The following is a 25,375-nucleotide window of genomic DNA, read 5'->3' on the forward strand; positions in this document are numbered from 1 at the left end:
CACCTGTCTGTATCAGGTGCTTTTTACTTTCAGCTGATCCAAATAGTCAAGTGCGTCCTGCATGGTGTCGACAGGGACGATCTTCATATCGGACTTGATTGCTTTCGCCGTTTTTACCGCATTTTTGTAATCAGAATTTTCAGCTCCGTTTTGATTCGGCGCAAAGAAAATATCTTTTCCCGCTTTGTCTGCGGCGACGACTTTCTGATCGATTCCGCCGATCGGTCCGACTTTGCCGTCCACGTCGATTGTCCCCGTCCCGGCTATATTATAGCCTTTTGTTTCGTCAGGTTTTGTCAGCTGGTTATAAATTTCTAAAGACATCATGAGACCCGCAGAAGGCCCGCCGATGTTTTCAATGCTGAAATGAAGATCCGGCTTCACTTTCACGTTCCGGTCCGTATATAATGCGACACCGATTCCCGCTCTTTTCGGGTCGTCCGGGAATGATTTCAGCACAATGTCAACGGTCTTTTCTTTCGTGTCCCGTTCAATGTGAAACGTTACTTTTTCCCCCGCTTTTTTGCTGCTGATATAATCAATCAGCTTTTCAGCGGATTCGTATGTTTTCCCGTCCGCGCTGATAATTTTATCACCGACCTCTATTTTTCCTTTTGCCGGCATGTCAGAGACGACTGAACTGGCATAAATGCCGTTAAATGAGTATTTTACCTGTTTCCCGGCTTTTTGATAAGCGGCAATGACCGCGTTTTCTTGGGAGCTTTTCATCATTTGCAGCTGGCGCTTCATATAATCCGAGTCCGATTCGCCCTCTTCTTTTATGCTTTCATCAGGGACGATTTCTTCGTAAGGATGCACTTTCGCCCAAAGATATGTATACGGATTGGCGGGGCCTACTTTGACAGTCATCAAGGAAAGGCTTCCTTTTTCAGGATAGCCTCCGTCCACCTTAATCAGCGGTCTCAGCTCTGATGCTTCTCCCGGCTGTGTGATGTAATACGGAAGCTTAATAAATGTAACAGCGATTAATAAGATCAGGATGATAAACACCCAGCGAAAATGTTTTGCTTTCATATGAGTTAGCCCTCCCAGTTCTCTATTTCTTGTTTAATCCGGCCGATCATCCGGTCTGCGGCTTCTTCGCCCGCTGTGATCATATGATCAATGTTGGCAAAAGAACTTGAGCTGAATGATTCAAGAGAAGGGCGGATCATGACGTCTGCGGCAATGGTCTGGTGACGGACCAATTCATTTTGCAGTATATCCATACTTTGCATGATTACATCAAAAATATGTGCCGCCTTTTCCGTTTTTTTCACCCGGGATACGTCAGAGGCGATGACGATATCAGCACCCATATCTTTTACGGCGGAAACCGGTATTCTGTCGACCACCGCGCCGTCGACTAACATACGTCCGTTCATTTTTTGCGGGACGAAAACGCCCGGTATGCTGATGCTCGCGCGGACGGCTTCGGATACTGAACCTTTCGTAAAAACAAGCTTTTCGCCGGTCTGAAGGTCGCAGGCCACGATGCCGAGCGGGATCCGCAGTTCTTCTATCGGCTTGCCGTACGTATAGGCATGAACGAGCTGCCTGATGCGGTCTCCTTTTAAAAATCCGAGCTTCGGCATCGTATAATCCGCGTACAGCCGCCGCTTAAATGCTTTAGCGACTTTTTTCATCGTGGCCACGTCATGCCCGGCCGCATAAAAGCTCCCGACTAACGCTCCCATGCTGCTGCCGGCAATCATATCAATTGGAATCTGATGCTTATGTAAACTGGATAACACTCCGAGATGAGCGATGCCTCTTGCCCCTCCCGAACCTAACGCTAACCCGATTGTAGGTTTGGCCAACGCGACGAACCCCCTAATAGACATCCTATACATGAATTCTATGGTCTAAATTGAACCCCTATGCTCGTATATTAGTACAGGATGACAAATAGGTACTTGCCCGGCCGCCTTTAAGGTCTGTTCTATATTTTATCATGATATAAATGTCAGTGTGCAATTTTAGCATCGGGGAGGTAAGAATGAATTTGTCTAAGTTTCATACATTTTTGATTTCATTGTTTTTCATTTTTTTGACGGCGACGGTTATTTCACACCCTCAGGCCTCATTCGAAGCCTCCAAAACCGGTCTTTCCATGTGGTGGGAGGTCGTTTTTCCTTCATTGCTTCCGTTTTTTATTCTATCTGAGCTTTTAATCGGATTCGGCATTGTCAAGTTTGTCGGCCTTTTACTCGAACCCTTTATGCGTCCCATTTTCAGAGTGCCGGGGGTCGGCGGATTTGTACTGGCTATGGGCATGGCTTCAGGCAATCCGGCCGGCGCGAAGCTGACTGCACGGCTGCGCCAGGATAAACAAATTTCCAGAGTAGAGGCTGAACGCCTCGTCTCTTTTACCAATTCATCCAATCCGTTATTTATATTTGCGGCTGTGGCAGTCGGCTTTTTTCATAACGCGTCTCTCGGCATTCTGCTGGCATCGGCTCACTATCTCGGAAACATCGCCGTCGGCCTGACGATGCGTTCATACGGACGGAAAGAAGAAGCGGCGTATACCGGTAAAAAGACGATCGCTCTCCCTTCTCTGAAGGAAGCATTTCTGGCCCTCCACAAGGCGCGGCTTTCGGAAAAGCGGCCGCTCGGAAAAATTTTGGGCGACGCCGTCACCTCTTCTGTACAAACCTTGCTGATGGTGGGCGGTTTTATTATATTGTTTTCGGTGTTCAGCCGGTTATTATCAATCGTACAAGTCATGGATGTGCTTTCTGTATTTACAAACGCGCTGCTTTCGCTTTTTCATCTTCCGGCAAATCTGGACATCCCTCTTATCAGCGGAATGTTTGAAATTACACTTGGGAGCAAGCTGGTCAGTGAAGCTGATGCCGCCTTGCTGCCGAAAGCCATGATTGTGAGTTTTATTCTCGGGTTCAGCGGCCTTTCCGTACAGGCCCAGGTAGCCGGCATTTTATCGGAAACAGATATCCGCTTTAAACCGTTTTTCGCGGCGCGTATCCTTCAGGGCATTTATGCCGCACTCTTTATTCTCTTACTGTGGAAGCCGCTTTACCTTGCGTTGGACGAACCTTACCAGTCCGTATTCCTCCCTTTCCGCGATCAGGACGCAGGATCTGCTGCCGTCAGCGGCTGGAATACACTTGTTGAAACCGGTCCCGCCATCACGCTGACAGCTCTCGCCGTATACGCATTGATTTATTGTTACAGGCTGTCAGCACGGACAAAAAAAGGATGAGACGCCAATCAGCGCTTCTCATCCTTTAAATTTCTGCATCAGCGCCTGTTCAACTTCCGGAGGAACAAACTCTGAAACAGGCCCGTTATATTTTGCGACTTCTTTTACGATGCTTGAACTTAAAAAAGAGTACTGATTGTTCGTCATCATAAAAAAAGTTTCTATTGATTCGTCGAGCACGCGGTTGACGGAAGTCCCCTGCATCTCATATTCGAAGTCAGAAACGGCTCTGAGCCCCCTGATAATCGCCTTCGCCCGCTTTTTTTTCGCATAGTCGATTAACAGTCCCTGTGACGTCTCGACCGTAACATTCGGTATGTCTTTTGTCACTTCTCTTAACAGCTCACATCGTTCCTCAACTGTAAACAGCGGCTGCTTAGAAGAATTATTGAGCACGCATACGTACACCTGCTCAAACACGTTTGCCCCCCGTCTGATAATGTCCAGATGTCCGTAGGTAACGGGATCAAAACTTCCGGGACATACAGCTATACTTGCCACATCATTACCCCCTATTTCGGTATATCGTCACTCCTGTAAGCCCGTAAATTTCCCTTCTTGTTACAGAAAGCGCGCCGACGGCTTCAGGAAGCGCAACGGCTTTATCATGCTCGGCTACGACAAAACCGTCTTCATTCAGCATGTTCTGCTCATCAATCATTTCGATAAGCGCTTTCAGCTTTTGTTCCTTATACGGAGGATCTAAGAAAATTCCGTCAAAACCTTTTTCCCGTTTCGCCGCGGCATAGAGGGCCCGCTCTGCATCATTGCGGTATACTTCCGCTGAAGACAGCAGATCAAGCGCTTTGATATTCGCTTTTACCGTTTGGATGGCTTTGAAATCACGATCCACAAAGATACAGCGGTCAAATCCGCGCGACAGCGCTTCAATCCCGAGACCGCCGCTCCCCGCAAATAAATCCAGCCCCGTTCCTCCGTCAAAATACGGACCGATCATATTAAAAATAGACTCTTTTACTTTATCCGTCGTCGGCCTTGTTGATGTGCCCGGCACAGCCTTTAAGGCTCGTCCTTTTCTTGAACCGGAAATTACTCTCATTATTCACACCACTTTTTCTGAAAACTTTGATGTTACTCATCGGCTGAGCCGTTATGTATCAAAACAATCCCTATCTTATCATAAAGCATTCTTTCAAACAATGAACGTGAAATCGTGTATACATATTCACATTCCTGTCAAGACTACGTGTAACAGCATCAATGAATGATGTTGTTGCCAACCGCGGAGAAGACTTACGTTTCCCCATAAGTTCTTCCTCCGGTTTCTCCTCTCCCTTTTCCTTCTCCTTAACTTGTTAAGGAATAGAAGGACCCCGCAGGTATCTGCGGGGATTTTTTTATATACCGACTTTATAATCGTACTCTTTCGCCTTATCAAGCTTTGATTCAAATTCCAGCTTTAAAAAAGGTTTATAAGAAGGCTCTACCTTCTTCACATAAGAATAAGAAGAAATCTTTTCCATTGTTTTTTCGATTAGGTCCATATCGCAATACAGCACAACGTATTTCAGCCGCTTGGAAACATAATGAACGTTGCCGAATTTTCTCAGCATTTTGCTGTGTTTTAAGGAATGCAGATATACGATTATGCCTTGGCGCTTATTTTCCATCATGATCACCCGCCTGACTTTCTGTTCATTTTATGTAAAAGACGAGACGGCCGTCTCGTCAGGAAACTTTGCATCCGCAGCCGCCGCCGGAACCGCACCCGCCGCCGCAGGATGACAGGCCGTCAAAATAAGGATTCCCCGTCGGCACTTTTACATGCTCCGAGACGGCCGTTCCGAGTTCAATGCTGATCTCGTCAAGCAGCGACTGAAGCTCAGTCTCCGCTTTTTTAAATTCGGCCACCTTATCGTTTAAATCCAGTTCCCGCTTCATTTCTCTCATTTTGCGGGAAATCTCTCTATAATCAGGATGGTATTTGCCAAAGCGCTGCACATCCTCATACTGCTCTTTAACGCTCATAAAAGAACGAATGATCCGCCCTGCCTCTTCATCTTCACGGAGACGCTTGTAACAATCGCGGTAATTTTCAGCCGTCTCAGACTGCAGAATCATGCCGGCAAGCTGCTCCGCTTCACTTTGAAGCTTGACGGACTCAATTGTTGCATACATAAATACGCACCTCCAGTTGCTAGTTTACCATGAAACCACCCAATTGGAAAATGCGGCGTTTAAACGCTTTTTAATCCTGTGAACGCATGGCGTGAACCATCTGCATCATCATCTGCGCCATTTGAATCCCGTTTGAGAATTGGCTTACCCGATGCGGTATCGTCTTTTCATAAAAATTCATCATGTCAAGCTGAAAGGAATTGAGATCGTCCGGTTTTCTCGCAAGTCTGCGGTACCAGACGGGGCGCTGCCGTATAAACCGTTTCCGTTCCTCATCTGCGGATATGAATTCCTGAACCTCTTTTCGCATACACGATCCCCTTCTTTAATCCTTTCTGAACGAAAAAGGATGTTGTCCGGAGCCTTGCCGGGGCTGCTTCGTGCTGCTCCCCGAAAATTGGCTTAAAAGGCTTTGCAATGATGAAATGGATTGGCTCATTTTATTGATCTGCTCATTCATTTGGTTGATATCCATCTTTTTGACGGCAGTGACCATTTTTGAAACGAAATCGTTTTTTTCAGCTGGTTCCTGTTTGGTTTCCGCGTCGGAAGAAGGCTGAACGGCCTCGTCTTTAAAAGGGTCCCATATCGGATCATCCTCGCCCAGAAGAACCCAGTTTTCATAGACTTCCTGCCAGCTTCTTTGTTCCTTGCGAACATTTTGGATCAGTTTGGGATGCTTTTTTACGAATTGTTTAAAATCATCGATTGATTGCCGTGATTGCTGATTCGCCACAATTCTCACCCCCTCCGAAAAGTTTTGCCTGCTATAATGTATCGGTTCATGCGCCTTAATGTTCGCCTAAATTGCGAAAAAAAGCAGGTATATTTTTTTCAGCAGGAGCGCCGCTCGCGAAAAAACATAAAAAAACCGCGGGGGACGCGCCCCTCTGCGGTTTTTTACTGCCAAGGCTTAATGAAGTTTTGCGTATAATACTTCTGATCAACGCCGACACCGAGGTGCGTATAATCCGGGCTTAACAGCGCCTTTCTGTGGCCTTCGCTGTTCAGCCAGCCCTCCACGGCTGCAGGACCGTCCACATAGTTGTAGGCAATATTTTCACCGGCCTCCCGGTATTTCACATCGCCTTTTTCCAAGCGGTCCTTCAGAGTCCCGTATTTCTTTGAGACGTGAGAGAAATACTTGTTATCCTTCATGTCCTTGCTGTGACCGAATGCCACTTTTGCGGCGCCTTCGTCCCATTTCAGCCTTGCAAGTCCGTGTTTCACGCGGATGACATTTGTAATATCGAGAATCTGCTGTTCACTCGCTCGTTCAATATCGTTCCATTTTTTACCAGAAACAGGCTCGGGTTCTGTCAGCTTTCCTCTGTACATGACTTCATACGGCCTTTGTTTCACAAGTGTTTCCGCATCAAATGCCCTGATGCTTGACAGATTCCCGTCAAATTTGTCCATGTACAGCTGAACATACATTCCGCCTATCTTAACGGTGGGACGGGTATTGATATCTTCCTCGGAAAACTCGAACCGATACGTGTTTCCCTTGTCAGTCACATTGACAAAAGGAGAAACCTGCGTCGTTTTAAAAACTTCGCCCGTCGATTCGCCGATCTTAAACGGTTTTGCGTTGATGCCGCTTCCCGAAGCGTATAAAGTCACGGCTTTATCATTCAAAATACCGACTTGTACGTATTGGTCTTTCCCCTGGTTGTACACCCACCACTCGTAATCGTAGGCAGAAGGATCTTTCCGGGACGGTTCCCCAAGTTTCTTTTTCACATCGGCGGCAGATTTCCCCATGAGAGAAAGCAGTCCGGATGACGGCATTTTCAGCCGTTTTCCGCTCTCTTCTTCATTGGAAACCTGAGGCTCCTCCTGATCCGTCTTTTTCTGAGGAGCCGATCCATATTGTATAAACAGAACATACGCTCCGTAAATAAGCAAAAGGATAACGAGAGCCCTTGCGATATTTTTCAACCTCTCACCCCCATATGTTCAAACCGTTCTGTTTTTGTTTACTCTTATACAGTACAGCCTATTTGCATCGTCCGTGATTTATGTTTAATGGATAAACCCCTCCGGACCGCCGTCTTCAGAAATGTCAGACAGCACTCGGCCTGCTTGCTCATTTGATTGCTCGGCCAACGAAAGATCGCCGAGCGTAACAATGCCGACCAGTTTTTTATCCTTTGTGACGGGAATTCTTCTGAGCTGATGTTCAGCCATCAAATGGAGCACCTCCTCCACAGAGGCGTCTTCTTCTGCACTGATAACCCGCTCTGTCATTGCGTCGGTTATTTTTTGAGAGTTCGGCTTTTTTGAAGCAATTCCCCGTAATACGAGATCTCTGTCTGTCACGATCCCGACAAGTGTGGCGCCGTCTTCATCCACTATTGGAATGGCGCCGACATCTGCGTCTTTCATCTTCACCGCAGCTTCATATACATTATCTAATACTGTACAATATTGCAAGTCTGACGTCATGAGCTTATTGATCTTTGTCATTGCGGAATTCCTCCTTTTTTCTGCTACTATTGTCGTCAAATTTTTCTTTTTGCATACTTTCACCGTATGAATCATTGAAAGTGTAACGCTTTCATACTATGATTGTCAGGAAAGGGCATTTTTAAAAGGAGGGGGAAGGTTTGAAGTTTGAAAACAGCGGTCTTGAAGGGGTAACAGCGGAGCTCAGCCGCTTGAATGATCTGATGGAAGGTAAAGGGCTCATTCTGGCTGGACAATGGGATTATGAAAGAGTGACTTACGACAAAAAGTTTTCAGTACCTGAGGGGACATTTTATCTGCGGATTCAAGGAACGGCAAAAGAGGGCGATGTCGGCGGCAGCCGGGCCGTGATTCAGCTGAAGGCCCCTCTTTTAGGAAAGCATTATTATCCGCACGGCGTAGAATACGGCAGCGCTGAAGAATTTCCGGAACATGTCGTCGCTGAAAGCAAAGCTTTACTGCTTGAATTGGAAGAGTCATTAAAAACAGTGCAAATGTAATAAAAAAGTACAGCATATTCTGCTGTACTTTTTTTCATGAGACGGTATGCTCGATATACGGCGGCTCTGACAGCGTATCTTTTTCCCGTTCCGTTCTGACCCACTGAAAAAAGATGACAGCCAAATATGTTCCGTAGACCGCTTCTTGAATGATTTTCATCAGTACTGCCCCAAGCTGCTGATCTTCCAAAGGAGGCAGCGTGTTAAACATCTCCGGCCCGGATAAAGGGATCTCCTCCAGCAAATCTAAAGGAACGCAAAGCTTCATTGCTTCGGCCCAAGCCGCCGGATCTGTATACGTGGCATACATGGGCGCCCCGCTGAACATAATGAGCGCGCAGGCCGGCGTTAACAGAATCCCGTCTGCCATAATATACCCCAGCTTCATTAAACCGCTGAGACGGGGCAGACCGTCCACCTTATGCACAAGCGGCCACCACATAAAAAACGCCGTTACAAAGATGAGTCCGTTCATCAGCGTGTGATACAGCGAATCCGTTTTGACGAAATCAAATATAAACGGGATGTGATACAGTGAAAAAATACCGTTAAACAGCACTAATGCGATAAGCGGCATTGAAAAGAACGAAAACAGCGGCTTTACGACAGGACGGAAGATCAGTTTTTTCCATGCCCAGCCGGGAATTCCGGAAATCAACAGCGGCGGTACGACTAAAAACAGAACCGCCATCTGCGCCATATGGGCGCTGAACATCACATGGCCCAATAAATCAACCGGACTTCCCGCAGCCGCGTAAAAAAATAGCGCGGAAAGCACAAACAGCACCTTCTCCTTAGCGGCCACACGTCCTTTATGCCGGCTGCACCAGTAAAAGTAAACACCTGTTATCACGGCAGTTATACAAAACAGATACGGGCTCCACATTGCGCGAAACCCGAACATTTCCAAATTAATCAAATCTCTCACTCCCCGCCGCCCCGATTACCACCAAATAATCGTGACAAATGCAAGCACGGTGATAAACGCGACAAATATTCCCGAATACAGAAATAATGACGGCGCTTCATGCCCCTTCTGGCTCATATGCATAAAGTAAAACAGCTGAAAGATGACCTGGATGACCGCAAGCAGGATCAGAAACGGCATCGTAAACCATCCGGCAATGCCGTCAGCAGCCACCGTCAAAAACGCGACAAGCGTAAGGCCGATCATCAAACCGAAGGATATGACCTGATATTTCATCTCCTCGGCATTTTTCTTTTTTCGATATTCGAGATCCGTACTGACAGTCCCTCTGTTTTTGTTATCGTCCATCGTTATCCCACCATCCCCATCAAATATACAACGGTAAAGATAAAGACCCACACGACATCGATAAAATGCCAATATAAGCTGGCCACATAATATTTCGGCGCATTATAAAGGCTGAGCCCTCTTTTTGCATTCCGGATCATCAGCGCGCTGATCCACAACAGCCCGAACGCCACGTGTGCTCCGTGTGTGCCGACGAGCGTGTAAAACGCTGAGCCGAGCGCAGAGCTTGTAATGGTAAAGCCGAATTCGTGAGTGTAATGCATAAATTCATAGATTTCCACCCCTAAAAATCCTGCTCCCAATAAAACGGTAACCAAAAGCCACACCTGCATTTTTTTAAAGGAGAAATTTTTCATATGATACATCGCATACACACTCGTTAAGCTGCTCGTTAAAAGAAGCATCGTCGCGATAAATACGATCGGCAGCTCAAACATCTCAGCCGTTGACGGCCCTCCGGCTTTAGATTCCCGTAAAGCAAGGAATGTTGCAAATAGCGAGGCGAACAGAACCGTTTCCCCGCCGAGAAACAGCCAAAATCCCAAAAACTTATTTTTCCCCTCCAGCGTTGCTTTTTCAGGAGAAGCCGGAAAGGTTTCAGCCGTCATTTTTTCCTGCAGCTGCATTACGCCTTCACCCCTTTATCATCATTCGGCAGATCTTCTTTGTGAATATGATAGCCGTAATCATCGACCACAGAGCGAAGCAGCATGGTAAAGAATGTGATGCCGAGCCCTATGAAGATAACCGGAAGCCCCCATGAATAATCGGAGTGGTATAAAAACCCGAACGCTGCGACAAACAGCCCGAAAGATATGATAAACGGCATGATGGAGCCGTTCGGCATATGAATGTCCTCTACAGGCTCTGCAGGCGCCATCCCTTCATTTCCGGCCTGCTTTTCAATCCACAGCGGGTCAAGTCCCCGGACAAACGGAAGCTGTTTAAAATTATATTCCGGCGGCGGCGAAGAGACCGCCCATTCAAGCGTACGACCGTCAAGCCACGGGTCGTTCCCGACGTATTTCCCCTTTATTGAGGTATAAATAATATTGACGACGAGTAAAGCAGCCGCGCCTGCCATGAAAAACGCGCCGATTGAACTGATCAGGTTGCCGGTATCAAGCCCCTGGCCGGGCAGATATGTGTAAACGCGCCGCGGCATTCCCATCAAACCGAGGAAATGCTGAATGAAGAAGGTAAGATGAAACCCGATAAAAAATAAGACGAACGAAATTTTCCCCATCGTTTCATGAAGCACCTTCCCGAACATTTTCGGCCACCAGAAATGCACGCCCGCCAGGATGCCGAACACAACGCCGCCGATAATGACATAGTGGAAATGCGCTACGACAAAATACGTATCGTGGAACTGATAATCTGCCGCTGCGGCCGCCAGCATGACACCCGTGACTCCTCCGAGTACGAAAGAAGGAATAAAGGCGACGGCATACAGCATAGGCGTCGTGAATTTGACGTTTCCTCCCCAGATGGTCAAAAGCCAGTTGAAAATTTTAATGCCGGTAGGCACCGCGATCGCCATCGTCGCAACCGCAAATATCGCATTAGCGATCGGTCCGAGTCCCGTCGTAAACATATGGTGAACCCAAACCATGAACCCGAGAAAGCCGATCAGCACGATCGCAAAGACCATAGACGAATAACCGAACAGACGTTTCCTCGCAAATACGGGAATGATTTCTGAAAAAATCCCAAAGGCTGGAAGAATTAAAATGTATACTTCCGGATGCCCGAAAATCCAAAACAGATGCTCCCAGATTATCGTATTGCCGCCCAATTCAGGATTAAAGAAATTCGTTCCGAACAAACGATCCAGCATCATCAGCGCCAAACCGACGGTGAGCGGAGGAAATGCGAATAAAATGAGTGCCGACGCCACAAATGTCGTCCACGTAAACAGCGGCAGTCTCATATACGTCAAACCCGGCGCCCTCATATTAATAATCGTGGCGAGAAAATTGATCCCCGCAATCAGCGTACCTAAGCCTGATATTTGCAGGCCGAGCACGAAAAAGTCTATGCCGTGCCCTTTCGAATTCAGCGCAAGCGACGCATACGACGTCCATCCTGCATCAGGAGCGCCTCCTAAAAACCAGCTCAGATTCAAAAAGATGCCTCCGAAGAAAAACAGCCAAAATCCGAGCGCATTCAAAAATGGGAATGAAACGTCACGCGCCCCGATCTGCAGCGGCACAACCGCGTTCATCAGCCCGAATAACAGCGGCATCGCCGCCAGGAAGATCATTGTCGTGCCGTGCATCGTCATAATTTCATTAAACTGCTGAGCACCCATAAAATCGTTCCCCGGCCTCAAGAGCTGAATCCTGATAAGCATGGCCTCAAGTCCACCGACGACGAAGAAAAATCCCCCGGCGATCATATATAAAATCGCGATTTTCTTATGGTCAACCGTCGTCAAATAATCCCAAAGCAAAGAGCTTTTTCTTTGCTGTCCTGTAAGCGTATTCATCATTTACGACCTCCCCCCTGATATCTCCCTGTCCTCACTTGTTCTCAGCTTTCAGCCCTTTTAGATATTCATACAGCGCATCCGTTTCAGCGTCCGAGAGCTTCGGATAAGTGCCTGTCATTTTATTGCCCGGTTTAATGCTGTCCGGATTTTTCAGCCAGGCTTTTATATTCTCTTTATTCGCATCCTTAATGCCGGCCACTTTGACCCGTTCACCGAAGGTAGCGAGGTTCGGAGCCGTTCTTGCCGCTTCAGCCCGTTTATCATTGGGCTCAACCGCATGACAGCTCAGGCAGTTTTTTTCCTTAAACAGCTCTTCTCCTTGCGCGGCTAAACCGGAATCTGTTGTATGCTTATAATTTTTCATCGCTTTCGTCCATTGTTTAAATTCTTTTGACGGCAGCGGCTTCACTTTGAAATCCATCAGCGCATGTGAAGGTCCGCACAGCTCTGCGCATTTCCCGAAGAAATATTCTCCCGCTTCTTTGCTGCGTTTAGAATCGAAGGTCAGAAAGAAAGTATTATCATTATCCGTATTCGTATCGATTTTTCCCCCGGCTGACGGAATCCAGAAAGAGTGTTTCACATCTGAGGACTTCAGCTTGAAATAGACGCGTTCATCTGTGGGAACGATCAGCTCCTGACTTGTCACAAACCCGTAATCAGGATACTCGAATTCCCACCAGTATAAATTCGCCCTTACATTAATCACGAGCGCATCCTCTGCTTTACGGTTTTTCTTATCCATCGGCGACGTATCCGCCAGCGCCAATGTGTCGATGACAACCGGAATGACAAGAATAATCAGAAGCAAGATCGGAATAACGGTCCAAGTGATTTCTAAAAAACGGTTCCCCTCCACCTGTTTCGGTATCGTGTCTTCCCCTATACGCGACCGTCTGAATCTCACAATGACGTAAAAGAAAATAACTGCTACGACCGCAACGACGACAACCATGATAAGTGTGCTGAGCACCGTCAGATCATATTGTTTATCAGCCACTTCGCCGGCAGGCTTGAGTGTGGACAGAAACGGTTTTCCACAGCCGCTCAATAAAAGCGGCACTAAGGCTAATAATGATAAAAGACGCCAACGCTTTAACATTTCACCCAACCCCTTTTTTGAATCAGTACGAGATGCACAAGCAGTAAATCTGCTTCCAGCCGAAATACTTCTTTTCCTCATTTCTTAAAATATGAGATTTTTTACTTAAAATTCCATCTATGTATAAAAGCAAAGCCGCCTGATTAAACAAAAGGTCAAGGCGGCGTTTACTAGTTGTCATTGTTTGTTTTGGCGATCAAACAAGCTCATTATTCAATTAAAACAGCGTAAAGACCACCATCGCTACAAAATAAATGGTCATGTAATTAAGCGAATAGACAAACATAAGAGTTGCCCACTTCATGATGTTTTTCATACGGAATCCCATCAGTCCGAGAACAAGCCATCCGACATTCAGCAAAGTGCCGAGAATGACGATCGGAAGACCGAGACTGCCGAGGAAAAACGGAAGCGGCAGCAGGCATGCGACCCAGACGATAATCTGTCTTTTCGTCACTTCAAAGCCGTGCACTACCGGAAGCATCGGAATATTCGCTGCTCTGTAATCTTCCGTCTTCTTAATCGCAAGCGCTAAAAAGTGCGGAATCTGCCAGATGAATAAAATCATGAATAAAACCCACGCGACAACACCGATGTGCCCTTCAACCGCTGTCCAGCCGATTAACGGCGGCACGGCGCCTGATACACTTCCGACAACCGTATTAATCGTATAACGGCGTTTCGTCCACATTGTATAAAGAACAACGTACGTAAACACGCCGATAAAACCGATGACTGCTGCCATCACGGTGGTCATCAAAAGCATGATAAGTCCTAAAGCAATGAGTAAAATTCCTGACCACAGCGCTTGATTCGGCTGAATCTTTCCGGTTACCGTCGGCCTTACTTTCGTGCGTTCCATTAAATGATCGATATCACGGTCGTAATAGTTGTTAACCGCACAAGAACCGGCGATGATCAAAGAAGATCCTATTAATGTAAGAAGCACGGTGTTTAAATTGCCTAAAAAACTCAGACCGGATATATGTAACGCAAGCCACATGCCGGTAAAAGTCGTAATTAAATTCGAATTGACGATTCCTATTTTGATAAGCGAAAGGAAATCCTTCCATGCCGTCGTCTCTTCAATCTGTCCGTCTATAGCTGTATCGTTTAAAATTCTGGAATTAGCCATAACGTAAACCTCCCTTACAAACCTAAAGCAGGTTTTTTAAGACCTGCAACTCTATCATACAAGATAATGACCTGTAAAAAAACATCCTCTTAAATATTAAACGAGAAACAGGAATTTATTTGTGAACTTTTTATGAATTTTACCAAATCCGCCGGTTTCATAATAAAGCGGTTACTTTATTTCTATCAGACCCATCTGGAATAATCAACCCCATTATCTAAGAAGTCCTGATTCTATTATATTTTTGTGAACAAACAGAATTGAGAATTGCCACAAAACACATATTCGCTTACACTTGGTACGTATATCATTTTGTCCAGTTTGTTAAGAAGGTGAATGTAAAATGAATAAAGCTTTGAAAGCGCTCGGCGTGCTGACGACATTCGTTATGCTCGTCGTGCTGATCGGCGGCGCTCTTGTCACAAAAACAGGATCGGGTCTCGGATGCGGAAGGCAGTGGCCGCTTTGCCACGGCCGGTTTTTCCCGGAGCTTAACGCCGCTTCTATCATTGAATGGAGCCACAGACTCGCAAGCGGTGTCTCAATCGTTCTCGTGCTGAGTCTCGCTTTTTGGGCATGGAGAAAAGTCACGCCTGTTTTCCGTGAAACAACCTTTCTCGCCATTATGTCCATTATCTTTTTATTTTTACAGGCGCTTCTCGGCGCATTAGCGGTTGTTTTCGGATCAAATGCGCTCGTTATGGCGCTTCATTTCGGCATATCGCTGATTTCTTTCGCTTCTGTTTTGATTTTGACGCTGCTCATATTCGAAGCTGATAAATCAGACAAAAAGCTCGTCAAGCCGCTCAGAATCGGCAGGAAAATGCAGTTTCATATGATCGGCCTTTCGATTTACACGTATATCGTCGTTTATACGGGGGCTTATGTGCGCCATACGAAATCAAGCCTTGCCTGCCCTGACGTTCCGCTTTGCAGCAGGCTGAATCACGGGCTTCCGTCCCATTTTCAGGAATGGGTGCAGATGGGCCACAGAACGGCAGCGCTGCTTCTGTTCGTATGGATTCTTGTCGCTTTTGCACATGCGGTGCGCTCTTACAAAGACCAAAAACAGATTCTTGGGGGCTGGATAGCGGCTCTTGCCTTTGTTGTATTACAGGCGCTCTCCGGAATCATGGTTGTTTATTCAGAAATGGCCACCGGCTTTGCACTTGCCCATTCGCTCTTTATTGCCGGCCTGTTCGGCGTCTTATGCTATTTCTTATTATTAATCGCCCGCTTCCGCTATGAATCAAAACAGCGGAACATCTGAGGCACATGAAAAGGCCGAAGCATTAGAGCTTCGGCCTTTTTACATATAAAAAACCTGATCGCACACGGGGGAGGATCAGGTTTTTTCATGTTCATTTTTTACGCTTTTTCAATTTCGATCAGTAAATCGCCTGTCTGAATCGGTTCACCGTTTTTCACATGAATCTGCTGTATCGTCCCGGAGAACGGCGCCTGTACCGTCGTCTCCATTTTCATCGCTTCATTAATCATCAGATGATCGCCTTTATTCACCTTTGCCCCGGTTTCCGTTAACAATTTAATGACGGTTCCCGGCATGGATGCCGCAATGTGGCTTGGGTTTGTCCGATCAGCTTTTAATTTTTCCTGTACGGACGATTTAATACTTTCATCTTTAATGACCACCTCGCGCGGCTGGCCGTTCAATTCGAAATAAACGACACGTGTCGCATCTGGCTGCGGTTCACCGATAGATACAAGCTTCACGATCAGCGTTTTTCCGCGCTCGATTTCCACTTCGATTTCTTCACCGAGTGTCATGCCGTAGAAGAAAGTCGGTGTGTCTAATACGGAAATATCACCGAAGCGTTCTGCTGTTTTAACATATTCAGTAAACACCTTCGGATAAAGAGCATACGCGATTGCGTCCTGATCACTCAATTCCATCTGATGCGTTTCTTTCCATTCTTCTTTAATGGCTTCAAAAGATACCGGTTCAAGCAGCTCACCCGGTCTTACCGTGATCGGCGGCTGTCCTTTCAGAACGAGCTTTTGCAGTTTTTCCGGAAATCCGCCGTGCGGCTGGCCGATCTGCCCTTTAAAGAGCTCAACGACTGAATCCGGAAAATCAAGCGTTTCGCCTTTATCATAAACATCTTGTTCTGTTAAATTGTTTTGCACCATGTAAAGCGCCATATCTCCGACGACTTTGGAAGAAGGTGTTACTTTCACCACGTCGCCGAACATGCGGTTGACGACGCTGTACATGTCTTTCACCTCATTCCAGCGATCACCCAGGCCGACTCCTTTTGCCTGCTGCTGCAGATTGCTGTACTGGCCGCCCGGCATTTCATGATTATAAATCTCAGTATGCGGAGACTTCATCCCGCTTTCAAATTCACTGTAATACTGACGGACGGATTCCCAATATTGTGACAGTCTTTCCACCTGGCGGACATCCATTTCAGGACGGCGGCTGTTTCCTTCAAGGGCATGATAAAATCCGCTTGCGCTCGGCTGTGAAGTCAGACCCGCCATTGAGCTGACGGCGACATCCACGATGTCCACACCCGCTTCAACAGCTTTGGCATAGAGAAAGACGCCATTGCCGCTCGTATCATGCGTGTGAAGATGAACGGGAATATCAATCGTTTCCTTCAGCGCTGAGATAAGTTCGTATGCGGCTTGAGGTTTCAAAAGACCGGCCATGTCTTTAATGCCGAGAATGTGCGCACCAGACGCCTCAAGCTCTTTCGCCATAGAAAGATAATATTGCAAATCATATTTCGTCCGGGTCTTATCAAGAATATCTCCCGTGTAACAAATCGCAGCCTCCGCCACTTTTCCGGTTTCACGGACGGCATCGATGGCCAGCGTCATCCCTTTTACCCAGTTCAGGCTGTCAAAGATCCGGAATACGTCAATACCTGACTCCGCTGACTGCCGGACAAATTTTTGGATGACATTGTCCGGATAGTTTGTATAACCGACGGCATTTGATGAACGAAGCAGCATCTGGAACAATGTGTTCGGCACTTCCTTGCGAAGATCTTCAAGGCGTTTCCAAGGGTCTTCTTTTAAGAAACGGTACGCTACATCAAATGTCGCGCCTCCCCACATTTCAAGGCTAAACAGTTCAGGCCACAGGGCAGCCGTCGGATTCGCGATTTTTTTCAAATCATTGGATCTGATCCGGGTTGCAAGCAGGGACTGATGGGCATCCCTGAACGTTGTATCGGTCAGGAGCACGGATTTTTGCTCTTTCACCCAGTCTGCAAGCCCCTCAGCGCCTCTTTCATCAAGGATCTGTTTCGTACCGCTTGCCGGCTTTTCCCCGATACCTAACGTAACGGTCTGAGGCTTATCAAATGCAGGTTTTTCTTTTTTCCCGATTCCCGGAAAACCGTTCACCGTGACATTGCCGATATAGGAAAGCATTTTTGTTCCGCGGTCCTTCTGTTTTGGGAAAACAAACAGCTCAGGCGTTGTGTCGATAAACGATGTGTCATATTGGCCCGTCAGGAATTTTTCATGCTTTGCCACGTTTTCAAGAAACGGAATATTGGTCTTAATGCCCCTGATCCTGAATTCCTGCAGGTTGCGGACCATTTTCGCTGATGCCTGTTCAAACGTGAGCGCCCATGTCGACAGCTTGACGAGCAGTGAATCATAATAAGGCGTGATGACGGCGCCCTGGAAGCTGTTTCCCGTATCAAGGCGGACGCCGAAGCCGCCGCCTGAGCGGTAAGCCATAATTTTACCCGTGTCAGGCATAAAGTCATTCAGCGGATCTTCAGTGGTCACACGTGATTGTATCGCATACCCGTTTGTAAAAATGTCTTTCTGCTCAGGGATATTGACGGCACGGCTGTGCAGTCCGTGGCCCTGCGCGACGAGGATTTGCGTCTGAACGATATCAACCCCTGTTATCATTTCCGTAATCGTATGCTCCACTTGCACGCGCGGGTTCACTTCAATAAAGTAAAATTCACCGCCCGCTACGAGAAACTCCACGGTCCCCGCGTTGATATAGCCGACATTTTTCGCAAGCGCCACAGCCGCTTCACAGATTTCGTCCCTTAATTCAGGCTGCAAAGATACACTCGGCGCCACCTCAATGACCTTTTGATGGCGTCTCTGAACGGAACAGTCCCGCTCATACAGATGGACGACATTGCCTTCTTTATCTCCGATCACCTGAACTTCAATATGCTTAGGATTTTCGATCAGTTTTTCAACATACACTTCATCGTTTCCGAATGCGGCTTTCGCTTCTGATTTGGCCCGCTCAAACGATTCTTTCAATTCGCTTTCGTTTCGGACGATTCTCATTCCGCGCCCTCCGCCTCCGAGCGATGCTTTAATAATAAACGGAAATCCGTGGACTTTTGCGAATTGTTCGACATCTTTTAATGTTTCAGCCGGTCCGTCACTCCCCGGAATAACAGGGATGCCGGCTTTTTCTGCCTGCTCCCTCGCCTTTACCTTATCTCCGAACATATCCAAATGCGCTGACGTCGGTCCGATAAATACGATGCCCTCTTCTTCACAGCGTCTCGCAAATTGGATATTTTCAGAGAGAAATCCGTAGCCCGGATGAATGGCATCTACGCCGTTTCTTTTTGCGATCTCAATAATCCCTTCAATATCAAGATACGCGTCAATCGGTTTTTTGCCTTCTCCCACTAGATAAGCTTCATCCGCTTTATAGCGATGATAGGAGCCCGAATCTTCTTTTGAATAAACGGCTACCGTTCTGATGTTCAATTCTGTGCACGCCCGGAAAATCCGGATCGCAATTTCTCCCCTGTTTGCTACTAACACTTTTTGGATGGATTGTTGTGACAAACTTTTCTCCCCCTTGGCCTAATAAATATGTAGTTTATAATAAAGGAATATCCGTCCTGTGTATACACTTGTTTTTTAGAGATACACAGATTTTTCCGTCTGCCGTCTTTTTACCCCCTTAGACGGAACGGGCTCCCTCTTTTTCTTCTTTTCTGAGTACTTGACATGCATGCTGACATTCACCAATATACCGGCGCTCGTTAATAACAAAAACATTGATGAGCCCCCGTAGCTGATAAACGGCAGCGGAACACCTGTGATCGGAATTAAACCGCTGACACCGCCGAGATTGATAAAGGTCTGTATCGCAATCATGCTGGATATCCCGATTGCCAAAAGGCTTCCGAACGGATCTTCACATTTTCTCGCAATATAAAAACCTTTTAACACCACAAAAGCCAGCAGCACAATGACAAACAGGACGCCGAAAATGCCGAGCTCCTCTGAAATAACCGCCATAATAAAGTCTGTATGCGATTCAGGCAGATAACCGTATTTTTGAATGCTTTCTCCAAGACCGAGACCGAAAAAACCGCCTGAGCCGATCGCATAATACGAATTTATAATCTGCAGGCCTGATGTGCTGGCGTATTTAAAGGGATTTTCAAGGCTTTCAAACCGGCTCATACGCCCGGGTGTCAAAATATCGTCCCATTTCAGATAGATGATCGGGCTGACAAGGAGCAATACGATTCCCGCCATGAGAACCAGCCTGAGCAGGGTCCTTCCGCTGAATCCCGAACACATAATGACGCAAAACGCGATCAGGCCGATAATCATCGCCGTTCCGAAGTCAGGCTGAATGGCGATAAGCGCACAAATGACTACGGTGACGATCACCGGCGGCGCAACCCCCGTCAAAAGCTGATCGATATAGCTTTGTTTCTTTGCGTATACCGCGGCAAGGTACAGTATCAGGGTCAGCTTGACAAATTCCCCCGGCTGAATGGCCATTCCGCCGATTTTAAACCAGCTTTGCGCGTTTCCGGCAACATGTCCGAAAACAAACAGCGCGCAAAGCGCAGCTACTGACGCAAGCAGTATGAATTTCTGAATCTTTTGATGGGCGAACACTTTGTACGGAAAAACGGCCGCGATGATAAACAGCACAAACCCCGCGATGACGGCGAACAGCTGTCGTTTAAAGAAATAGTCGCTGCTCACGCCGTAACGCATAACGGCGGTAATCATGCTTGAGCTGTATACCATTACCAATCCGAAACTGCACAGCAGAATGATAGCGCATATCAATGAATAATCGTAAGATTTTAACATTCTTTTAAACATAACATCCTCTTTCCTGCTTAAAGCTTACGTTTAATACCTATTGCGTATTATATTTTACTATAATTCATAAACATTTTACGCAGTTTCTTTATAGTTTTTCGGATGAAATGCAGATTAAGAGACCGTCTTACGAAAAGAAGATGCAAAAAAACGGTTTACGGTTATAAAAAAACCCAAACCGTTGAATAGTTTGAGTTTGATCATTTATTTTCCTGTAAACGCGTCATGCAAAGCAGACAGTTCTCTTTCAAGTCTGTCCAGCAGCTCTTTGCCGTCGTTTTCGTCAACTAATCCCAGGCGGACAGCAAAATCGATTTCCCTCGACAGTCCGAACATCTGAGTATCCAAGACCTCTTCATACAGAGGACATTGAGGCATCGTTAAGTTATCCATTTGTACTCGGATCAGCTTCAAAATCTTCTCAGCATCTAACTTCAACAGCTCGAATGCTTTCTGCTGATGGTCAACTATAATCTCTGAAGCCAAAAGTATCCCTCCGTTCCCCAGGCGAGTACCTAATTCTTCTATTTATCATAAAGGGTATCAGATGAAATTGCAAGAGGATTTAAGCAGATGTTATGATAAAAAATGTTTCAAAAAATACTCAGCCTGTATTTCTCAGACATGATTTCCAAAAGCTTCACACCCGCGATGCTGTTGCCTTTTTCATCAAGCGCCGGGCCGAATATACCGATTCCGAAGTTGTACGGCGAAATGCCCATGATCCCTCCCGAAACGCCGCTTTTAGCGGGAATGCCGACCTTAATCGCGAATTCCCCGCTCGCATTGTACATGCCGCATGTCACCATAAACGTCTTGCAGATTCTCGCCACATCTTTTTTAATGACCTGCTCCCCGGTTTCCGGATGCTTGCCGTCAAGGGCGAATACGCAGCCGATTTTGGCTAAGTCCAGACTGCTCATCTTAATCGCGCACTGTTTTGTATACAGATCCATGACCTCTTCTACATCGCCTTCAAAAATGTCATACTGCTTCATGTAATAACACATGGCCCGATTAATCATGGATGAACTGAATTCCGATTCCGCGACATGTCTGCAATATGTAATGTCCTGATTATTCGCAAGTCTTCTGATGAATCCGAGCAGGTAATCCAGGCGGTCTTTCGGCGAATGCCCTTTAATGAAACCCGTAACGACGAGAGCGCCCGCATTAATCATCGGATTTAAAGGCTTGCCCGGATTCACTGTTTCAAGCTTAATCATGGAATTAAACGGGTCGCCGGTCGGCTCCTGACCCACGCAGCTGAACACCTTTTCCTTTCCGTAATCCATCAGTACGAGCGCCAGAGAAAGCACTTTCGAAATGCTCTGCAGCGTAAATGTCCGGTCGGCGTCTCCTGCCGTCAGACATGTATTTTCCGCATGATAAATTGTGACCGAAAGGCTGTCTTGTTCAGATTCAGCCAGAGCCGGAATATAGTCTGCCACTTTGCCTTCTTCGGTCCTTTTTTTCGCTTCTTGAACTAATGCGTCCAGCTCTTGGTAATGCCGGCATACCATGTCGATCATCCTCACTTCGCTGCCGTTGTATACATCTAATTTGCGACGCAAAGTGACAATTCATGCGAAAACTTTTATACTTTAAGTAAAGGGGGGCTTCACCATGAGCGTTATTCAAGTAAAAGGCAATGTTACATACCCGATTACAATTGATCCGAGTGTCTGGATTTTCGATGACCGCAAGTTTCCGTTTGAAAAAAATCAGCCCGTTCATCCGGACGGCTCTGCAGAAACCCAGGAGCATACGCTTGATCCGGAACGGGTGATCAGAGAAGGGCGCATTTCGCCGCCGACTTTAAAAAGCGAAAAACGTTATGAAAAAGAAAGACTGATGAACGGCAGCTTCGCCATGAAGCTCGGCGCTGTTTTAGCAAATGCCGAGCCGAAAGAAAGCGCTGTCCTGTGCGCATTTATTTCAAAATCAGAAAGAACCGAAGTGCCGCTCGAAAAGGCGATGGACGCAATCGCGCATTTCAGCGATGGGGGGAAACCCCTTCAAGACGGCGGCCCGGTCCATTTTTACGTGGACGGAGACTTAGAAAAACCGATAACGGGCGTCACAGAAATCGAAGTTTTATAACAAATCGGCTGCAAGCTGTGCAAGGCCGGATCTCTCACCTTTCACAAGCTTCACGCTGCCGGAGACGGTTTGTTCTTTAAACCGTTCTACAACATAAGCAAGTCCGTTGTTTAAACTGTCTAAGTATGGGTGATCTATTTGCTCCGGATCGCCCATCAGGACAATTTTGCTGCCCTCTCCCACCCGAGTCAAAAGCGTTTTGACCTCGTGCCTCGTCAGATTCTGAGCCTCATCAATAATAATAAACTGATCCGGAATGCTTCTTCCCCGAATGTATGTCAGCGCCTCCACCTGAATCGATCCGATTCCTGCCAAAATCGCTTCAAGTTCACCCGGCTTTTTCGCATTGAATAAAAATTCAAGATTATCAAAGATCGGCTGCATCCACGGCTTGAGCTTTTCCTCTTTTTCGCCCGGCAAATATCCGATATCCTTTCCCACTGGGACGATGGGACGCGCGACGATCAGTTTTTTATAAATACCGAGATCCTCCGTCTGCAGAAGCCCTGCCGCGAGAGCAAGCAAGGTTTTTCCCGTTCCCGCTTTTCCGATCAGGGTGACAAGCGGGATATCTTCCCTCAGCAGGAGTTCAAGCGCCCTTGTCTGCTGGACGTTCTTCGGCCTGATACCCCATACGTGCTCATCATCGAAAACGAGTCTTTTTACGGTCTCGCCTTTCTTATCTGTCATGCCGACCGCAGACGAAGATCCTCCTAATTCATCTTTCATCAGCACAAATTGATTCGGATAAACCTGATGCTGCTGAAGCTCCTTGACTGAAATTTGTTTGTCTTTATAAAACGAGGCAAACCGCTCTTTATTCATAAATATATCTTTGTACCCGCTATATATTTCATCATGGTCAACGACTCTGTCGTTTAAAAAGTCCTCCGCCAAAAGCCCGATGGCATCCGCCTTTACCCTGACAAGCACATCTTTGCTGACCAGGATGACGAGGCGGCCGTTTTCTTTCGTTTCCTCCTCAAGGCTTAAATTTTTTGCCACCGCCAAAATGCGGTTATCATTCGTTTTTTCGATAAAAATTTCTTGGAGCTGGTGAAATGACCGGTGGTTCAGTTCAATTCTGAGCGTTCCTCCGCTTTCAAGCGGAACTTTCTCGTGCAGCCTTCCTTTCTCCCTGAGCCCGTCTATCAGCTTAGATACGTGCCTCGCATTTCTCCCGACCTCGTCCATATACCGCTTTTTTGAATCGACCTCTTCCAGCACGACGGCGGGGATGACAACTTCGTTTTCTTCAAAGGAAAAAATGGCGTTAGGATCCTGCAAAAGTACATTCGTATCTAACACATAAATTTTACTCAAGTCTCAGCCTCCTGAAATAAGGATCAAAGCCCATCGTGTGCTTCTCTTTCCGCGAAAAACGGGGATGCCTGCTAAAATATATGATTTGGTGAATAAAGATAGAAGGTTAATTCAACAATAAAATAAATGAAAGCATTCAAGGAGGAAATCTGACGTGCGAATTCTTTTCATTATCATACAAGCCTTGTTTATCCTTACCGGCTGCACTGCTGTACAGGACGGCCGCGGCCGCAATATTCAGAACGAATCAGCCGATCAGCGCGATGCAAAACCGATCCATGTGAAAAATACGGCTCCTGAGACAGCTGAAAATCCCGGCCGGACAGACATCGCTAAGCATCTCGTCGAGGTAACCGAAAAAATCCCCGGCATTTCAGATGCCACCGCGGTTGTACTCGGAAGATACTCCGTTGTCGGTATCGATGTGGATGACAATTTAGAAAGAAGCAAAGTGGAGAGCATTAAATACACGGTTGCCCAGGCGTTAAAAAACGATCCTTACGGCGCCAATGCCGTTGTCGTGGCTGATCCTGATACGGTTTCCCGTCTGAGAGGCATGGGCAGCGACATTAAGGCCGGCCGCCCCGTTTCAGGCATTTTGGACGAACTTGCCGCCATCGTCGGCCGTGTCATGCCGGAAGTCCCAAATGATGTGACCGACAATGAAAAAGAATCACCGACTCAATCGAATGATGATCAGCTGAACGAAAGAGACCAGAATAAGCTGCAGAACGAACAGAACGATCAATCGGATCATCATATGAAAAACCGCCGGTAAAAAGCAGCGCCCGCTCCAAAGGAAGGGCGCTGCTTTCTTTCCCTTTGGCAGGAGGGGCATCCATGATATAATGCTTGTCATAGTGAAAGAGGTGAAAAATCAATGAGAGTAAAATGTTCCATTTGCGACAAAATCGAACAAATTGATGATGAAACACTGACAGCCAAACGCCTCCGCAATCGTCCGATTCATACATATATGTGCCGGGAATGCCATGACCGAATCAAAGTCAAAACGGAGGCGCGGCTGAATACCGGACACTTTTCCTTTCATCCCGGACAAAAAGCGAAAAAAGATAAACTGAAAAAATAAACCGAATAAAAAATGACCCGCCGGAAGGCAAGGTCATTTTTTTATTGCGGTTTAGCTGACTGGCTTTTTTTGGACTGGTGCAGACGGATTTTGTAAACGATCAAAATCAAGGCGGCGACAACAAGCCCTTCTCCGACCGGCAGAAACACACCGAAAAAAGTCAGCACGGTGCAGCCGAGCACGAGGAAGAGATAAACTGCCGCAGTCTTCAACACCGGCAGCCGTTTGGCAAAGCCGAGTTTAAATACAATCACCGAAAGCACGACGATCGTTCCGTATAACAGCCACATTCCCGTCAGCGGATGCTCATCCACTTGGTAAAGAGCCGCAAAGAACGACAGCCGTTCACTTACTTCATTCAAAAGGATCCCCCTCCCCTTTTCCGTTCGGGTTCTACCTTTTCAAATTCTGCAAGT

28 protein-coding genes are annotated in these 25,375 nt (G+C 46.8%); 6 read left to right on the plus strand and 22 right to left on the minus strand.

Going from position 1 to position 25,375, the window contains the following annotated elements; translation table 11 throughout:
* Nucleotides 1-12 precede the first annotated feature (12 nt).
* Nucleotides 13-1,035, minus strand: coding sequence for a SepM family pheromone-processing serine protease (locus tag SB24_RS02245; protein WP_007409697.1), 1,023 nt, complete (start codon nt 1,033-1,035; stop codon nt 13-15).
* Nucleotides 1,036-1,040: 5 nt separating this feature from the next.
* Nucleotides 1,041-1,820, minus strand: a complete 780-nt coding sequence (locus SB24_RS02250) for a patatin family protein (protein WP_007409696.1) — start codon at nt 1,818-1,820, stop codon at nt 1,041-1,043.
* 179 nt (nt 1,821-1,999) lie between these two features.
* Between SB24_RS02250 and ylbJ the strand changes: the two genes are divergently transcribed.
* Complete coding sequence (gene ylbJ / locus SB24_RS02255; RefSeq protein WP_003154466.1) at nt 2,000-3,226, plus strand: sporulation integral membrane protein YlbJ; 1,227 nt, start codon at nt 2,000-2,002, stop codon at nt 3,224-3,226.
* A gap of 18 nt (nt 3,227-3,244) precedes the next feature.
* On the opposite strand, the gene coaD is transcribed toward ylbJ, so the two are convergent.
* The 8 genes from coaD to SB24_RS02295 form a co-directional block, all read right to left on the minus strand.
* On the minus strand, nt 3,245-3,727 hold the full coding sequence (gene coaD, locus SB24_RS02260; RefSeq protein ID WP_007409694.1) for a pantetheine-phosphate adenylyltransferase: 483 nt from the start codon (nt 3,725-3,727) through the stop codon (nt 3,245-3,247).
* Nucleotides 3,728-3,731: 4 nt separating this feature from the next.
* Nucleotides 3,732-4,286, minus strand: a complete 555-nt coding sequence (gene rsmD / locus SB24_RS02265) for a 16S rRNA (guanine(966)-N(2))-methyltransferase RsmD (protein WP_007409693.1) — start codon at nt 4,284-4,286, stop codon at nt 3,732-3,734.
* Nucleotides 4,287-4,584: 298 nt separating this feature from the next.
* The gene (locus SB24_RS02270) at nt 4,585-4,857 is read right to left on the minus strand and encodes a YlbG family protein (RefSeq protein WP_003154470.1); all 273 of its coding nucleotides are present in this window, start codon (nt 4,855-4,857) and stop codon (nt 4,585-4,587) included.
* 58 nt (nt 4,858-4,915) lie between these two features.
* Nucleotides 4,916-5,365 carry a regulatory iron-sulfur-containing complex subunit RicF gene (locus tag SB24_RS02275; protein WP_003154472.1) on the minus strand — a complete coding sequence of 150 codons (450 nt, stop codon included), beginning with the start codon at nt 5,363-5,365 and terminating at the stop codon, nt 4,916-4,918.
* A 70-nt stretch (nt 5,366-5,435) separates the two neighbouring features.
* Entirely contained in the window at nt 5,436-5,675 is a 240-nt protein-coding gene (locus tag SB24_RS02280; protein WP_003154475.1) for a YlbE-like family protein, read from the minus strand.
* 15 nt (nt 5,676-5,690) lie between these two features.
* Complete coding sequence (locus SB24_RS02285; protein WP_007409691.1) at nt 5,691-6,101, minus strand: YlbD family protein; 411 nt, start codon at nt 6,099-6,101, stop codon at nt 5,691-5,693.
* Nucleotides 6,102-6,265: 164 nt separating this feature from the next.
* Nucleotides 6,266-7,306, minus strand: coding sequence for a CAP domain-containing protein (locus SB24_RS02290; protein ID WP_039251566.1), 1,041 nt, complete (start codon nt 7,304-7,306; stop codon nt 6,266-6,268).
* 84 nt (nt 7,307-7,390) lie between these two features.
* Complete coding sequence (locus SB24_RS02295) at nt 7,391-7,834, minus strand: CBS domain-containing protein (RefSeq protein WP_017417724.1); 444 nt, start codon at nt 7,832-7,834, stop codon at nt 7,391-7,393.
* A 140-nt stretch (nt 7,835-7,974) separates the two neighbouring features.
* Here SB24_RS02295 and SB24_RS02300 point away from each other — a divergent pair, with 140 nt between their 5' ends.
* Nucleotides 7,975-8,334: a YugN family protein gene (locus tag SB24_RS02300; protein WP_007409688.1), complete on the plus strand. Its 360-nt coding sequence runs from the start codon at nt 7,975-7,977 to the stop codon at nt 8,332-8,334.
* 34 nt (nt 8,335-8,368) lie between these two features.
* Here SB24_RS02300 and ctaG read toward each other — a convergent pair whose 3' ends face one another.
* The 6 genes from ctaG to cyoE all read right to left on the minus strand — a co-directional run bounded on the left by ctaG (nt 8,369) and on the right by cyoE (nt 14,341).
* Nucleotides 8,369-9,253 (minus strand): cytochrome c oxidase assembly factor CtaG, encoded by an 885-nt coding sequence (gene ctaG, locus SB24_RS02305; protein WP_021493723.1) that lies wholly within the window; start codon nt 9,251-9,253, stop codon nt 8,369-8,371.
* Nucleotides 9,254-9,277: 24 nt separating this feature from the next.
* Nucleotides 9,278-9,610, minus strand: a complete 333-nt coding sequence (ctaF, locus tag SB24_RS02310; protein WP_007409686.1) for a cytochrome c oxidase subunit IVB — start codon at nt 9,608-9,610, stop codon at nt 9,278-9,280.
* 2 nt (nt 9,611-9,612) lie between these two features.
* Complete coding sequence (ctaE, locus tag SB24_RS02315) at nt 9,613-10,236, minus strand: cytochrome c oxidase subunit III (protein WP_003154482.1); 624 nt, start codon at nt 10,234-10,236, stop codon at nt 9,613-9,615.
* Complete coding sequence (ctaD, locus tag SB24_RS02320; protein WP_007611227.1) at nt 10,236-12,104, minus strand: cytochrome c oxidase subunit I; 1,869 nt, start codon at nt 12,102-12,104, stop codon at nt 10,236-10,238. The genes ctaE and ctaD overlap by 1 nt, the downstream gene beginning before the upstream one ends.
* 31 nt (nt 12,105-12,135) lie before the next feature.
* A complete protein-coding gene (gene coxB, locus SB24_RS02325; protein WP_003154484.1) occupies nt 12,136-13,206 on the minus strand; it encodes a cytochrome c oxidase subunit II in 1,071 nt (356 codons plus the stop codon).
* 217 nt (nt 13,207-13,423) lie between these two features.
* Nucleotides 13,424-14,341, minus strand: coding sequence for a heme o synthase (gene cyoE / locus SB24_RS02330; RefSeq protein ID WP_003154486.1), 918 nt, complete (start codon nt 14,339-14,341; stop codon nt 13,424-13,426).
* Between the two features lie 343 nt (nt 14,342-14,684).
* Between cyoE and ctaA the strand changes: the two genes are divergently transcribed.
* Nucleotides 14,685-15,611, plus strand: a complete 927-nt coding sequence (gene ctaA, locus SB24_RS02335; RefSeq protein ID WP_007611205.1) for a heme A synthase CtaA — start codon at nt 14,685-14,687, stop codon at nt 15,609-15,611.
* Between the two features lie 98 nt (nt 15,612-15,709).
* Here ctaA and pyc read toward each other — a convergent pair whose 3' ends face one another.
* The 4 genes from pyc to glsA all read right to left on the minus strand — a co-directional run bounded on the left by pyc (nt 15,710) and on the right by glsA (nt 21,966).
* Nucleotides 15,710-19,156: a pyruvate carboxylase gene (gene pyc, locus SB24_RS02340; RefSeq protein ID WP_015417410.1), complete on the minus strand. Its 3,447-nt coding sequence runs from the start codon at nt 19,154-19,156 to the stop codon at nt 15,710-15,712.
* A 75-nt stretch (nt 19,157-19,231) separates the two neighbouring features.
* Nucleotides 19,232-20,443: an FtsW/RodA/SpoVE family cell cycle protein gene (locus SB24_RS02345; RefSeq protein WP_031378763.1), complete on the minus strand. Its 1,212-nt coding sequence runs from the start codon at nt 20,441-20,443 to the stop codon at nt 19,232-19,234.
* A gap of 204 nt (nt 20,444-20,647) precedes the next feature.
* A complete protein-coding gene (locus tag SB24_RS02350) occupies nt 20,648-20,929 on the minus strand; it encodes an Fpa/YlaN family protein (RefSeq protein WP_003154494.1) in 282 nt (93 codons plus the stop codon).
* Between the two features lie 107 nt (nt 20,930-21,036).
* Complete coding sequence (glsA, locus tag SB24_RS02355; RefSeq protein WP_012117487.1) at nt 21,037-21,966, minus strand: glutaminase A; 930 nt, start codon at nt 21,964-21,966, stop codon at nt 21,037-21,039.
* Between the two features lie 103 nt (nt 21,967-22,069).
* On the opposite strand from glsA, the gene SB24_RS02360 reads away from it, so the two are divergent.
* A complete protein-coding gene (locus tag SB24_RS02360; RefSeq protein ID WP_015417408.1) occupies nt 22,070-22,546 on the plus strand; it encodes a hypothetical protein in 477 nt (158 codons plus the stop codon).
* On the opposite strand, the gene SB24_RS02365 is transcribed toward SB24_RS02360, so the two are convergent.
* Nucleotides 22,541-23,869, minus strand: coding sequence for a PhoH family protein (locus tag SB24_RS02365; protein WP_039251569.1), 1,329 nt, complete (start codon nt 23,867-23,869; stop codon nt 22,541-22,543). The two genes, SB24_RS02360 and SB24_RS02365, sit on opposite strands and share 6 nt — an antisense overlap.
* 154 nt (nt 23,870-24,023) lie before the next feature.
* Here SB24_RS02365 and SB24_RS02370 point away from each other — a divergent pair, with 154 nt between their 5' ends.
* Together SB24_RS02370 and SB24_RS02375 are read left to right on the plus strand one after the other, a co-directional pair.
* Nucleotides 24,024-24,647: a YhcN/YlaJ family sporulation lipoprotein gene (locus SB24_RS02370; RefSeq protein WP_014417659.1), complete on the plus strand. Its 624-nt coding sequence runs from the start codon at nt 24,024-24,026 to the stop codon at nt 24,645-24,647.
* Nucleotides 24,648-24,749: 102 nt separating this feature from the next.
* On the plus strand, nt 24,750-24,959 hold the full coding sequence (locus tag SB24_RS02375; RefSeq protein WP_007409677.1) for a YlaI family protein: 210 nt from the start codon (nt 24,750-24,752) through the stop codon (nt 24,957-24,959).
* 41 nt (nt 24,960-25,000) lie between these two features.
* On the opposite strand, the gene SB24_RS02380 is transcribed toward SB24_RS02375, so the two are convergent.
* Nucleotides 25,001-25,321, minus strand: a complete 321-nt coding sequence (locus SB24_RS02380) for a YlaH-like family protein (RefSeq protein WP_039251570.1) — start codon at nt 25,319-25,321, stop codon at nt 25,001-25,003.
* Between the last annotated feature and the right edge of the window lie 54 nt (nt 25,322-25,375).

This window comes from Bacillus sp. Pc3, from assembly GCF_000815145.1.
Classification (GTDB): domain Bacteria; phylum Bacillota; class Bacilli; order Bacillales; family Bacillaceae; genus Bacillus; species Bacillus velezensis.